Genomic DNA, 12,635 nt, shown 5'->3' with positions numbered 1-12,635 from the left:
ACCCTATCCCCTGTCCCCTTTTTAAGAATGAGACCTTATCATCAAATTCCTATTCAAGAGTGTGGTGAACCTCTTATAGCTATTCCCCTCAAAAAATTTGCAGTCGAATCTCCCCATCCCTATGAAAAACTGGGTGCGCCTTATGGCGAACATTCACCCTATTTTCTGCGCCAAAGCGTAGTTGATTGTTTGATAGCAGCGCAAAACTATCTGCAAACACTACACCCTGACTGGTACATTCAAATTTTTGATGCCTACCGCCCGGTGACGGTGCAGCAATTTATGGTAAATTACGCCTTTGCCGAAGCTTTGCGCGACAGGGGGCTTGTTGACATTAAGTTATCAGAAATTCAACGCCAGGAAATTTGGCAAGAAGTTTATAAAATTTGGGCTGAACCTAGTTTAGATGAAAAAACACCACCGCCTCACAGTACTGGTGCGGCTGTAGATATAACGCTTGTAGATGATACAGGGAAAATTGTGGATATGGGTTCGCCGATTGATGAATTATCTGAGCGATCGCTTCCCGATTACTATCTCAATAGCGATCATCCACAGGCACAGCAGTATCATGCTAACCGTTTGCTCTTGTTGGATGTCATGGAAAAAGCCGGATTTAAACGCAATCCCCGCGAGTGGTGGCATTTTTCTTTTGGGGATCAAATGTGGGCTTGGTTAAATAATCAAATTAATCCAGATGCAAAGTTTGTAGCACGATACGGTCGATTAATTTAGCCTTGCTTTTCTAAACTATGAAGATACTGTGCGTATTCAATTTGGAATTCCAGGGCAGATTTGAAGTCGGCAGAACGTTCTGACAGTCCTTCGACAACTGCTTCTTTACTCGTTTGTGTTAAAGCAATTACTTGGGGTTGGTAAGGAAGACGAAACTGGGTGTGGTCGTGAAAGATAATGGTAACAATTGTGCCTATGGTTTCTCCTTCCAGTGTAGTAATTTTGCTCCACATCCATCGCTGCTGTTCGTTTTGATCTATGTTGCCCCACTCTCTTGAAATGTTAAAATCACCAGGGAACCAGGGTAAAGGATACAATCCAACCTGTTTAAGCTGTTTATGAATCGGTCGAAATAGCTTGTAGCAATACGCACCATAACTCCGCAGATTATACTGCCGCGTGCGTTCCCGCGCTGTAGTCGACTGTGTCGATCAAAAAGGGGGATTAAGTTCTCACGCAGGTTGATGACTAACTCCATAGAACCCGTTGGCAACAAACGGGCTTGCGCCTTCTGTACGTTATAACCTTCCCGAAACCATAAAAACTCCACGAACTTTGACAGGGGCGATCGCGGTATATAGGTGTGGTAAATCATCAATTTGGATAAGTTTATGGTTGGCTGTCCTGCTTGCTACACAAGAGGTTTATGTCAAAGGTACAACCATACAATTCAGTCATGTCATTAGGCATCTTCTGGGTTTAATTGTATTAATTCCTCAGTGGTATATGCACCAACTGGACTCCAGACTAGATAAGGAATAAGTAACAGCGTTGCTAACCAAGAAATTGGCAAAACTGAGATTGCGAGCAATATACCCAAAATCAAACCAACCCATCCAATAATTTCCCCAACCCGAAGACTGCGATTTCTCAGCATCACAGGTATATAGGTAACGGTGATAATTTCTAGCAGTAAGTAACAGCCCATTAATAACCAAGTAATTGTACTGCCTGGGTTTTTTTCCCAAACAATAGTTGCAGATGCCGCACCGCAAATAAAAATGACAGTCCAAATCAGAGGAATTAACGGCTCAAAAACCAACCAGCGAGGGCGAGTTAAACGTGCAAACCATTTAACATCACGTGGTGTGATAAAGAAACTACCAAATGCGACTAAAAAAGTTACTGCTCCTATTACCAGCCAAGATGGAATCATAATCATTACCTTTTAACGTGTATTTTGTCAAGACATACACGGCAATTTTGTCAATTTAAGGTACAAGTTTAATCAGTCGCTGGTTGGATTATTGATTAGATAGTAGTTAGTAACACTGCATCAGATTAATTTTGACAGGTAGCTGGTATTCAAATCCCCGACTTTTTAAAAAAGTCGGGGATCTAGTGCGAACAGATTTTTATAATAAGTTCGCATCTACTTAACTTTCAAATATCTTGAGGATTAAGACGCTCCATTACTCTAGTCGTATAAGTTCCAATTGGACTCCACAATAAATAAGGTACAAGCAATAGTGTTGCCCAACCAGAAACTGGTAAAACTGCGATCGCGAGTATCACCGCTATGATAAAACCCGTTCCACCCAGAATCGTACCCAATCTGAGACTGCGATTCCTAAACATGGCAGGAGTATAGGCAACAGTAACAATTTCTAAAAGTAAATATAATCCCATGTAAATCCAAGTCTGGGTGCTTCCTGGATTATTGTCCCAAATAATATAGGCTGACCAGGCACCACAAACAAATACTATAGTCCAAATAACTGGAATTGCTGCTTCAAAGGTGAGCCATCTAGGCCTTTGTAAGCGTTTAAACCATTTGCGATCGCCAGGAGTAATGAAGTTAGCACCCAAAGCAACTAATAAAGTTACACCCGCAATAACCATCCAAGATCTAATCATGCATATCCTTTCCTTACCCTTTGCGATCTAATGAGATTTTGTCAGTTTATCAGTTATCTGCCCATCGCCCGTTGGTGAGAACAATTGCAAAACCCGATCTAGCGGGAGAAATAAGTGAATAAGAACTAGAAAGAGGGGAGGAAGAAAGAAAGGAGGTAGGGAAGATGGGGAAGAATTTACTCTTATTACTCCTCACCTCCCTTAACTTCCTCAACTGCCTCAACTCCTTGTCCCATGTTCCCCAGTCCTCTTAATCAAAGTGGCTCACAACTACCTCTAATCTCAGCCATCGTTCTTGCAGTACCCCAGCCAGCGCTCTTAAACCCCACACTTCGCTACGACGATGCCCAACAGCGATCGCTCCAATTTGAGTTTCTCGTATCGCCTCCTCGGCTGGCTGTCGTAATTGTCCGGTTATGTAAACATCAACACCACAATTCGCTGCTTCACGCACTAATAAATCTGTCATTGCACCAACAACAGCAACACGTTTTACTTCTCCACGAACTGTTGTACGTACTTGCTCTGTTCCACCAAATACTTGGCTTACACAACTACATAAGCTCTCAAAACTTTGATCTGGAATTTCTCCTAGCATCCCGATCGCTCTATTTTCTTTCTCTCCTAATACTTCTAAATTAGATACATTTAATACTTGTGCCAATCGAGGATTAAAACCTATTGTTAAGCACTCGTCAAATGGCAAATGATAGGAAATCACGCCAATATCAGGTGGAAGCAGCCCTAGTTGGAGTTTCCAAGGACGATGTAAAAAAAGTGCATCTAAATTTTGAGCGCTCGCCCATTCCTGTAGTTGTGTCTGAGGTTCTAGTGCTAATCCTAATCGTTTTACAGGACGTGATGATGGCAAATACACTCCTCCCTTTTCAGCTTGTGAAAAATGCTCAACAGCGAAGAAGCGATTGAGAAATTCTGCTATCTCTTCTAAAAGAATCAACTGGCATTCAATCGTCATTAGACTTTACCTGAAATTCGGCATTAATATCTCGAATATCTTGAATTGCAAGCTAACAAAGGACATTTACAGTGGCACAAATTAAGCTCAGATCTCCATCTGCTGATGAGCTTCCTGTAATGAGGCATCTCTACAAAGAAATGTACGAAACCATAGGCTCATCAGAACCACCTGCGGAATGGGTTACCAATGTCCATCAGCAATCATTATCAGGAGAGCGTAGTTATTGGTTTGCTCTGCTCGACGAGGAAATCATTGGCTTTGTTGATTTCAAAGTGATGCTATTCCACCCTGGATCAGATGAAAAGTTTGCAAGAATTTTTGATTTATTCATTAGACAATCAATGCATAGACGTGGATACGGAACACAATTAGCTCGCAAAACAATTAACTCAGTCATTGAGCAAGGGGCAAGCAACATTGAACTGAATGTTTTACCTAACAACGATATCGCTTTGGCGTTTTGGCGTAGTCTCGGTTTTAATCTCCATCTCTATGTTTTGCAAATGTCGGTATAACATACACACAATAAAATCATGAGCGATCTAGTTTTTACGCCTGCCCATCAGCTTGCTCAAATGATCCGCGATCGCGTTGTTTCGGCGGTTGAAGTACTGGATGCCCATTTAGTACAAATTGCCAAACATAACTCAAAACTTAACGCCATCTGCACGCTAGATGAAGAACGTGCTCGTCAACGAGCCAAACAAGCCGATGAAGCCTTAGCACGAAGTGAAAACTGGGGCATCCTGCATGGAGTGCCAATCACAATTAAAGACATCTTTGAGACAGCAGGATTGCGTACCACAGCAGGTTACATTCCCCTCAAAGACTACATTCCTCAACAGGATGCCACTGTTGTCGCAAGGCTGCGGGCAGCTGGAGCAGTCATTATCGGTAAAACGAATATGGCTGAACTGGCTGGTGATTTTCAGAGTACAAATTCTCTGTTTCCACAGGTAAATAATCCCTGGAATCTTGAGTACACAGCAGGCGGCAGTTCTGGAGGGAGTGCTGCTGCGGTTGCAGCCGGACTTTCACCGTTGGATATCGGTAATGATATTGCAGGTTCCATCCGCCAGCCTGCTCATTTCTGTGGTGTCTATGGCTTGAAGCCAACCGATCGCCGCATCTCCACAGCCGGAATGATTCCAGAAGTTCCGGGAATGCCATACTGTCTGCGGCAAATGATGACTGTAGGATGTTTTGCGCGATCGCTCGAAGACATTCGACTTTGTTTTTCATTAATAGCAGGAGCGGATCTGCGTCGCCCTGATGTTCCACCAATTTCGCTTGATATGCCTTCTGGGAAGACTTTGCGAGATCTCAAAATTGCCTGGATTGACGAATGGACAGAAGTACCTGTTGCTTCTGAAATTCGAGAAAAAATACAGGCGATCACGCAAAAACTTTCTCAAGCGGGTACTCATATTGAACGCTGGCTTCCTAAAGATTTTGATCTATCGACAATATTGAACCTCTACGGACGGATGGCAGCATACATTAACATTTATGCTCAACCAGTAAATCGATATAATTTACGTCGCAGTTGGCAGCAGATTTTTCGTACTGCAACCCAAGGCGACAAAGAACTCCGCAAATTGGGGGATTTTAGTCGTCTCTTACCTGAGCTATTAAACCCAAGCCTAAAAGGATATTTCGAGGTGCTTACTGAGCGCGATTGCTTCACTGCACAAATTGATGAAGCACTGGAACCGTGGGATGTGTGGCTCACTCCTGTAGCAGCAACCCCTGCCTTTACCCATCGCCCAGCTTGGAGCGCCATTGATATTGAGGGTAAGTCCTATCCTCATGGAGTTGCAAACGGTGCTTACACTATGCCTTTTAATTTGAGCAGCCATCCTGCCGTGGTGATTCCAATTGGGGAAACCCAAGATGGCTTACCGATTGGATTGCAAATTGTTGGCAAGCGATGGCGTGAGATGGAATTACTGGCGATCGCTCAGGAGCTTAATCAAGTTATTGGTAACTTTAAACACCCATTTGGTTCTTAGAAGGTTATTCAGTATGAACTCTATTCGTGTTGTAGTTATGAAACGATTAAACTAGATCGTATTGGAATTTTGAGATTGTGAAGGTAACAATCCAGAATTAAAATCCAACGATAATATGCGCCAATCAATTCTATTATTCGGTATCTACCTAACTACGGTTTGTGTAGTTTCAACTCAACCCTTATTGGCAGTAACTCCACCAATTCCAGTTGCTTCTGATGCGCCTCTAGAATTAGATTTATTGAAAAATCCAAAAGGCTCTGTCATTACAGCTAACACTATCAACCAAGGACACATAACTGTTCCTAGTTTGTGGTGGGCGCAAGAAAATTCCGAAAATAAGCTTCTAGATAACTGGATCGCATACCCAGCAATTAACAACCAACCTGCACGAGTAGATTTAATTGTAAATCAACAACTTTGGAGCTTATTAGACTATCTGGATCGTTACAATTTTGTGAATCATCTAGGTAGTGTTGCGAGAAACTACGGTTACAATATTCGAGTTTTTAATTATCAACAAGACCGTTTAGCAACCTACACTTGTATATTTAATGCCAATCCACCAGTATTATGTCGGATAGAAATAACTTCTCAAAATCAGTTTGGCTTAGGACGTTCCTTTTAAGAAGCCGACGTCTACGCTAGTTGCTACTTTCGCTGATCCGTATTTATAATAGACGCTTTGTGTTTACCGTGTCTACAAGTTGGGGAAACTACAAGGACGCACTGTCTCACCAGAACCCATGAAAAAACTTTCTTACCTCCTGCCGTCTGCCTTTTTTAGCTAGAAAACATAAAAAAGGTAAAAGGTAAAAGGATATATTGCTCCTTTTTCCTTTTTCCTTTTGATTTAAAACCTGATGCTTATTTATTAATATTAGCTTTAGCATCCTTGACTGCGGCCAAGAAAAATAATCCTGTCAGTGGAATGCTTAACGCCAAGATAATACCAGTGGTTTGGTTGCCTAGATCTGGTTGTCCGGAAGTAAGTTCAAAAATGGAACCGACTGCTGCGATCGCTGCTACGCACGAGCAAGCAAGGAACAATCCGCTCTTTGGAGTCATTACATTCACAAGCACACCATCCTATACTAATGGTTTGACAGTTTGATAGGAGAAACCATGCTTGGATAACTCCTGTGCTAAAGCCAAAGAATTTTCTACGCGATCTACAAACACCACACCATTGAGGTGATCTATTTCGTGCTGAATACAGCGTCCGAGTAATTCTCCAGCCTTTATAGTTTTGGGACGTCCGTGCTCATCTTTATAAGCGATTTCTACAATTTGGGGACGCTTCACGTCCATATAAATCCCCGGAATGCTCAAACATCCTTCTTGAGCAACGCAAATGTCACGACTAACCTGTTTAATAATTGGGTTAATCAGCACCAATGGGGGATTAGCTGGGTTATCTGGTTCAATATCAATGACAATTATTTGTTTGTTAATTCCCACTTGAGGGGCAGCCAAACCAATACCATCCTGGCTATACATGGTTTGTAGCATCTCACGTGCCAGCTTGCGGATTTCATCATCTACTTTTGCAACACGTTTAGCTCCTTGGCGCAGAACGCGATCGCCCAGATAATGCAGTTCCAAGGGCGGATTTTGTAACTTTTTCTTCTCAACAGCAATTTCCAGAGGCATGCTCTTTTAACTCACTTATATGGATTGGAAATGATTCCGCTTTAATTCAATTTTAGCAACCAGGAAGATATGCACATTTATATTTCGGGAATTAGGTATTGGGTGACAGTTATTAGTTATCAGTTATCAGTTAACACCAGTGCGCCTGACAACTGTTAACTGTCCACTGTTAACTGATTGAGTTCCTAGTCCCCATTTGTCTGGTTTACCTACTACAGAGTATAAAAAGTGTTATTATCTCGCGCCAATAAGACGTGAAATTTTATTGTCTTGTCAATTTTAAGTGCTGGTGAGGCTGTGGTGTGTTGAAAATTTTCACAAAACTAGATTATTTGCTCAAAGAAACTTGGCTTGGTTTGCGACGCGGTGGCTGGATGAACTGGGCTGCTATCAGTACTGTTACGGTGTTACTATTTTTATTCGGCTTGAGCTTGCAAACTTCTTGGCAAGTCGAAAAACTACTCTACCAATTCGGTAGCCAACTGGAGGTATCAGTTTATCTCGATTCGAGTGCGCAAGCAGAAAGCATTGAACCACTGGTGGCGAGAATGCCAGAAGTAGCGGATACCAAAATTATTACTAAAGAGCAAGCTTGGAGTAGATTAGTTAAGGAGTTGGGAATTTCTAATATCGAAGCTGCTACTCAGCAGTTAGGGGAAAATCCTCTTGTGGATGAATTGAAGGTAAAAGCACGTAACTCTGAGGTGGTGTCAACTTTGGCAACACAATTAGCGAAGTTGCGGGGAGTGGATGCGGTACAGTATGTCGATGAAGCTGTCAGACGCATCGCTCAATTGCATCAAGGTTTGAATTGGATAACGCTAACTATTACAATTATTCTTACTTCCAGTGCGATCGCTGTCACTTCTACCACTATTGGGTTGATAGTTATGGCACGACGGCAAGAAATTGAAATCTTGCAACTGGTAGGAGCTACTTCTACTTGGATTTATCTACCGTTTATCCTCCAAGGAATTACTTTTGGTGTGGTTGGAGGAGCGATCGCTTGGGGTTGCATCAGTCTGATTCAGCAATTTCTTGGTAATGTATTAGCTAATCAGCCAGAATTCATTAAATTTATCACTAACGGTTTGCAGTTGACTCCTTTACAAACTCTATTATTGCCCGTGATTCTCCTGAATTTTGGCGCAACAGTAGGATTGATGGGGAGTTTATTTGCTGTACGACGATTTGCTAAAAGTTAGTCATTAGTCATTGGTCATTAGTCATTTGTCTTTTGTGATTCACCAATGATAAATGACAAAGGACAAAGGACAAAAGTTATATGAAATCTCAATGGGAATGTTTGCTGCAAAATCTTGGTGAATGGCAAGGTTCATTCACTCGTGTGTCTCCTCAAGGTGAAATTTTAGAGGATACACCTAGCGTTGTTTCTTTGGAAGGGTTGAATAATGATCAGGCAATTCGTCAAACTATTTGTTTGGATACACAAGAAAGGGTTTTAGAATATAGTTCTCTAGGACGGGGTGTGCTGTTTTTTCAAAATGGTGCTTTTTCTCAAGGTTCAATTCAATTAGCACCATTCTCTGAATTTGGGGCAGAACTTGGTTTAATTTATGAAAATCGTCGCTTACGCCTCGTACAATTGTTTGATCAAAATGGTCAACTAAACCAATTTACCCTGATTCGAGAATATCTAGCCGGAACCCCAAAACTAGAACGCCCAGCTGTGAGCGTAGAATCTTTATTAGGAGAATGGCACGGTGAAGCAGTAACAATATATCCAGATTGGCGATCGCCTGATACCTACTCCACAACCTTAAAGTTACAACTTGATGACGCTGGCAGACTAGTTCAAAGTCTCTTGTTTGACAGTCGGACGATAACTTCTGCTGCTGCCATTGAGGGTTCTATACTTAAATTCGACCAAGATCCACACAAGCAGGTGCAAGTCTTGCTGCTACCCGATGGAGCTTCTGCTACTTCCCCCCTGAAAGTACAATTGCGTCAGGCTTTTGTGTTGGAAGTAGGTTGGTTAATCGAGCCAAATTTCCGCCAAAGAATGGTTCGCAGCTACAACGAGAAAGGAGAATGGGTGAGTCTGACTTTGGTAACAGAACGTCGAGTTAGTTCTTCATAATCATCTAAAAGAGCAACGTACCGTCCTTGAAATTCTACAGCTAATTCTTCTGCTTCCCAAATCTGGGAGCATAGCTCTATCCTTGCTTTGCCTCTGTTTTTTAAGGACTTGAGAAATTGAGAGATATGCGTATGGTTAGGTTTATTACAGCTTGCCGAGAAATCTTTGGTAACAGGTTTAAGGTAGGAGATTCGACTATTTTGGATAACAATTGTTGCCTCAATTTCTTGTTCTTGCAAAACTAGCCAAAGTAGTCCCCAACCTGCAAGCGTCACTAAAATATTAAGACTGCCAGCAAAAGCAGTATGCTTGTGATTGATATTTTTTTCTAATGGTGCTTTCAAAGTCAAGCAACCACTGTTGTAGTCTGCCACAGTGATTCCCAAATAATATGTAATAGGAATTTCTGTATAGAAAGTTTCCTGGAGTTTCGGCAAGTGCTTTTGCAATTAATCGATACTCCTTTTCTAAACTAAGGAACATTTGATTAGCAACGCTTTCTCAAGTAGCTCTTGATACTCTTCGTCATTTACTCGATAAGCTCCAAATCTCTCCAAATGGGGATTCATCATTTGCGCATCGAACATCACAAATTTCCTCTCCCGCAACCTTTCCACCAACTTTACCATTGCTACCTTGGAACCTTCAGGAATGCGGTAAAACATCGATTCCCCAATAAAAACGCCATTAATTGCAATTCCTAAAATTCCCCCAGCTAGTTCGCCATCCTGCCAGGTTTCAAAACTATATGCCCAACCTGCCTGGTAAAGTTTCCAGTATATTTTCTTTAATTCTGGTGAAATCCAAGTCAATTCTCTTTGAGCACAACCCTCGACAACAGCTTGAAAGTCGCGGTTAATCGCCACTGCAAAGCGCTGTTGATTAAGGACACGTCGCAGTGATTTAGGGTAGCGGAATCTTTCATCTAAAGGAATGAGAGTGCGATCGCGACTTCCATACCAACCCAAGACATTATCCTCGTCAGCCATGAGAAAATAGCCTTGAGCGTAGCCTTGAATGATAGAGGCAATATCATATTGCATAAATAAGCCACAAATCAAAAAAGCCTCTCAAGAGGGCAATTTGATGCTAGCAGTTGTTGTTTGCTATCAGTGTGCATTTTGGCAACTACAAGCGGCAGTGTATAATTTAGTCAAAATCTATCATGGTTTTACGATTTTGGATGGAAGTGGTTCTATATTAATCCCTATTAGGAATTGAAACAAAGATAAAAACATGACTGAACCAATTCCACCCATTACCTTACCACCACCAAAAAATCCAGAGCTTGAGGGCGAATGGTTACGACAAAGGTTGCATAGGTGGCTCGATGAAGAGTTTCTCCCAGAAATTATTAATCAAAAGATTGCCGAACGGGCAGCACAGATTTTTGTTCGGCAAAGAATGGAGGGAGAAAACGATCTAGGTTCTCTGGTAATTGCGATCGTCACAGAGATGCAGTCGTTTGATTTTTCCAAAAGCTTTTATGGAGAATTTGCGATCGCTAACGCCGTCAGCGATCTACTTTTAGAAAGTTTGGGAATTGATCGGTGTTGTGGTCAATAATTTTTGTTAATGGCTAATGGTTAATTGCAATTAACAATTAGCAATTAACAACTAATCTACCAGCTAGACTTAACAACTCCAGGTAAAAGTCCTTCGTGCGCCCATTCCCGCAAAACGTTCCGAGACAAACCAAAATCACGGTAAACTCCTCTAGAACGACCTGTTACCCAACACCGATTACGACGGCGGCTAGGTGCGCTGTTGCGTGGTAGTTGTTGAATTTGGCGATGAATCTCCAACTTATCAATTGGATCTTCTGTTTTACGAAATTCTTCCAGCAAAGCTTCTCGTTTTGCTGCATATTTAGTTACCAACTTAGCGCGTTTTTTCTCGCGCTCAATCATGCTCTTTTTGGCCATAAGGTTTTGTAATTCAATTTAAGACAGCATTTTCCATTCTATCGGATAGGATCGGTTATTGGTTAGTCATTGGTCATTTGTTATTGCTAGGGGCGGGTTTATTTAGATATTTTGTTATCCTAGGGAAATTGTTATTAAAACCCGCATGGCAGTCGCACTCGACGCGCTTAACCCACGCCAGGTGACGCCAGGTGTACCCTTGCGGGAAGCCGCCCGGAGGGCGTCTACAACGCGGGGAGGCTCCGCAACGCACTGGCTCCTTTAATGCCGGGGAACCCTTACTTTCGCTTATCCACTACTCTGCGAGAAGCCGGACTACGTCCGTCTACGTGTCTACGCCAGTCGCTACAAGTCGGCACTAGACGCGTTCGCCGTCAGGCGTTGCGTTAGCTAGCGGCTACCCTCCGGGTAGCCGCTAGGGCGCGCTGGCTCACCACCGCACTGGCTCCGCAACGCGCTGCCTCCCGTACAGTAGTTAGTGGTTAGTTGTTCTCTCCTTATCTCCCCTGCCCCCCTGCTTTGTTGTCTTCCTCTTCCCTCTACTATCCATTTGTCAGAACTTTAATTTGAGGAAGAGTAGCAGAAGGACAAATATCAACTAGCTCACACGCCTGACAAGCAGGATTGCGTGCCTTACAAATAGCGCGACCGTGATATATTAACCGAATTGACCAATTTTCCCAGTCTGGTTGTGGGAGTAGGCGCATTAAATCTTGTTCAATGCGGATAGGATCTGCATACTTAGTCAAACCCAAACGTTGGCTAAGGCGCATAACGTGAGTATCAACTGTTACTCCCGCATTAATTCCAAAAGCATGGGCAAGAACTACATTGGCAGTTTTGCGTGCCACGCCTGGAAGTCGTAATAGTTGTTCCATCTGCTGTGGCACTTCTCCACCAAACTCACTAACAATCATCTGACAAGCTGCTTGAATATTCTTTGCTTTATTCCGATAAAATCCTGTGGAACGCACTAAAGTTTCTATCTCTGTCACATCAGCATTAGCCAAACTAGGTGCATCTGGGAAACGACTAAATAATGATGGTGTAACTTTATTCACACGCTCATCTGTACACTGAGCAGAAAGAATTGTTGCTACCAACAGTTGTACTGGCGTTGAGTAATTCAAAGAGCAGATAGCATCAGGATAAAGGCGTTTCAAGCGGATTAGTATCTCTAGTGATCGTTGTTTTTTAGATGGTATTTTTCGTGTATTATTCACTACTATAATTTTACTAAACCTCACGAGCGAATAATATAATTTGCAGTCAAACAAATTTAGCCCACTTATGTGGGCTAATCATACAACTACTACTTGTAGCTTGAATAGCAGAGCAGCTTCAAAAAACATTCTGCCTAATCTTAACTAGAA

The 12,635-nt window shown here is 42.3% G+C and carries 18 protein-coding genes and 1 pseudogene; 8 read left to right on the top strand and 11 right to left on the bottom strand.

What is annotated here, in order from left to right; all coding sequences use genetic code 11:
• Positions 1-27: 27 nt before the first annotated feature.
• Positions 28-735 (top strand): M15 family metallopeptidase, encoded by a 708-nt coding sequence (locus QUB80_RS20455; protein ID WP_289791353.1) that lies wholly within the window; start codon positions 28-30, stop codon positions 733-735.
• Here QUB80_RS20455 and QUB80_RS20450 read toward each other — a convergent pair.
• From QUB80_RS20450 to QUB80_RS20435, 5 genes and pseudogenes are all read right to left on the bottom strand, one after another.
• The gene (locus QUB80_RS20450) at positions 732-1,121 is read right to left on the bottom strand and encodes a DUF6022 family protein (RefSeq protein WP_289791476.1); all 390 of its coding nucleotides are present in this window, start codon (positions 1,119-1,121) and stop codon (positions 732-734) included. The genes QUB80_RS20455 and QUB80_RS20450 overlap by 4 nt on opposite strands.
• Positions 1,097-1,330 (bottom strand): annotated as a pseudogene (locus tag QUB80_RS35070) (DUF6597 domain-containing transcriptional factor); the annotation flags it as partial. The gene QUB80_RS20450 and the pseudogene QUB80_RS35070, both read right to left, overlap by 25 nt.
• An 87-nt stretch (positions 1,331-1,417) precedes the next feature.
• The gene (locus QUB80_RS20445) at positions 1,418-1,891 is read right to left on the bottom strand and encodes a TspO/MBR family protein (protein WP_289791352.1); all 474 of its coding nucleotides are present in this window, start codon (positions 1,889-1,891) and stop codon (positions 1,418-1,420) included.
• 227 nt (positions 1,892-2,118) lie between these two features.
• Complete coding sequence (locus QUB80_RS20440) at positions 2,119-2,592, bottom strand: TspO/MBR family protein (RefSeq protein WP_289791351.1); 474 nt, start codon at positions 2,590-2,592, stop codon at positions 2,119-2,121.
• Positions 2,593-2,842: 250 nt separating this feature from the next.
• The gene (locus QUB80_RS20435) at positions 2,843-3,568 is read right to left on the bottom strand and encodes a Nif3-like dinuclear metal center hexameric protein (RefSeq protein ID WP_289791350.1); all 726 of its coding nucleotides are present in this window, start codon (positions 3,566-3,568) and stop codon (positions 2,843-2,845) included.
• Between the two features lie 71 nt (positions 3,569-3,639).
• Here QUB80_RS20435 and QUB80_RS20430 point away from each other — a divergent pair, with 71 nt between their 5' ends.
• From QUB80_RS20430 to QUB80_RS20420, 3 genes are all read left to right on the top strand, one after another.
• Complete coding sequence (locus QUB80_RS20430) at positions 3,640-4,086, top strand: GNAT family N-acetyltransferase (RefSeq protein ID WP_289791349.1); 447 nt, start codon at positions 3,640-3,642, stop codon at positions 4,084-4,086.
• An 18-nt stretch (positions 4,087-4,104) separates the two neighbouring features.
• Complete coding sequence (locus tag QUB80_RS20425) at positions 4,105-5,583, top strand: amidase (protein ID WP_289791348.1); 1,479 nt, start codon at positions 4,105-4,107, stop codon at positions 5,581-5,583.
• A 115-nt stretch (positions 5,584-5,698) separates the two neighbouring features.
• Complete coding sequence (locus QUB80_RS20420; RefSeq protein WP_289791347.1) at positions 5,699-6,211, top strand: hypothetical protein; 513 nt, start codon at positions 5,699-5,701, stop codon at positions 6,209-6,211.
• Positions 6,212-6,450: 239 nt separating this feature from the next.
• Here the strand turns inward: QUB80_RS20420 and QUB80_RS20415 are convergent, their stop codons facing one another.
• Both QUB80_RS20415 and def read right to left on the bottom strand, forming a co-directional pair.
• The gene (locus QUB80_RS20415; RefSeq protein WP_289791346.1) at positions 6,451-6,651 is read right to left on the bottom strand and encodes a hypothetical protein; all 201 of its coding nucleotides are present in this window, start codon (positions 6,649-6,651) and stop codon (positions 6,451-6,453) included.
• A 21-nt stretch (positions 6,652-6,672) separates the two neighbouring features.
• Positions 6,673-7,236 carry a peptide deformylase gene (def, locus tag QUB80_RS20410; protein WP_289791345.1) on the bottom strand — a complete coding sequence of 188 codons (564 nt, stop codon included), beginning with the start codon at positions 7,234-7,236 and terminating at the stop codon, positions 6,673-6,675.
• 302 nt (positions 7,237-7,538) lie between these two features.
• Here def and QUB80_RS20405 point away from each other — a divergent pair, with 302 nt between their 5' ends.
• Entirely contained in the window at positions 7,539-8,441 is a 903-nt protein-coding gene (locus QUB80_RS20405; RefSeq protein ID WP_289791344.1) for a cell division protein FtsX, read from the top strand.
• Between the two features lie 80 nt (positions 8,442-8,521).
• Positions 8,522-9,337, top strand: coding sequence for a DUF3598 family protein (locus QUB80_RS20400; protein ID WP_289791343.1), 816 nt, complete (start codon positions 8,522-8,524; stop codon positions 9,335-9,337).
• Here the strand turns inward: QUB80_RS20400 and QUB80_RS20395 are convergent.
• Positions 9,271-9,786 carry a thioesterase domain-containing protein gene (locus tag QUB80_RS20395; RefSeq protein WP_289791342.1) on the bottom strand — a complete coding sequence of 172 codons (516 nt, stop codon included), beginning with the start codon at positions 9,784-9,786 and terminating at the stop codon, positions 9,271-9,273. The genes QUB80_RS20400 and QUB80_RS20395 overlap by 67 nt on opposite strands.
• An 18-nt stretch (positions 9,787-9,804) precedes the next feature.
• Positions 9,805-10,380, bottom strand: coding sequence for a leucyl/phenylalanyl-tRNA--protein transferase (gene aat, locus QUB80_RS20390; RefSeq protein ID WP_289791341.1), 576 nt, complete (start codon positions 10,378-10,380; stop codon positions 9,805-9,807).
• A 193-nt stretch (positions 10,381-10,573) separates the two neighbouring features.
• Between aat and QUB80_RS20385 the strand changes: the two genes are divergently transcribed.
• Positions 10,574-10,903, top strand: coding sequence for a DUF8822 family protein (locus tag QUB80_RS20385; RefSeq protein ID WP_289791340.1), 330 nt, complete (start codon positions 10,574-10,576; stop codon positions 10,901-10,903).
• Between the two features lie 56 nt (positions 10,904-10,959).
• Here QUB80_RS20385 and rpsN read toward each other — a convergent pair whose 3' ends face one another.
• Positions 10,960-11,262: a 30S ribosomal protein S14 gene (rpsN, locus tag QUB80_RS20380; protein WP_289791339.1), complete on the bottom strand. Its 303-nt coding sequence runs from the start codon at positions 11,260-11,262 to the stop codon at positions 10,960-10,962.
• A gap of 264 nt (positions 11,263-11,526) precedes the next feature.
• On the opposite strand from rpsN, the gene QUB80_RS20375 reads away from it, so the two are divergent.
• On the top strand, positions 11,527-11,652 hold the full coding sequence (locus tag QUB80_RS20375; protein WP_289789197.1) for a hypothetical protein: 126 nt from the start codon (positions 11,527-11,529) through the stop codon (positions 11,650-11,652).
• 152 nt (positions 11,653-11,804) lie between these two features.
• On the opposite strand, the gene nth is transcribed toward QUB80_RS20375, so the two are convergent.
• A complete protein-coding gene (gene nth, locus QUB80_RS20370; protein WP_289791338.1) occupies positions 11,805-12,485 on the bottom strand; it encodes an endonuclease III in 681 nt (226 codons plus the stop codon).
• Between the last annotated feature and the right edge of the window lie 150 nt (positions 12,486-12,635).

Origin of the sequence: Chlorogloeopsis sp. ULAP01 (genome assembly GCF_030381805.1) — a bacterium.
Classification (GTDB): Bacteria; Cyanobacteriota; Cyanobacteriia; order Cyanobacteriales; family Nostocaceae; genus Chlorogloeopsis.
The sequence above is the reverse complement of the archived record's forward strand: the minus strand, read 5'-3'. Positions and strand labels throughout refer to the sequence as shown.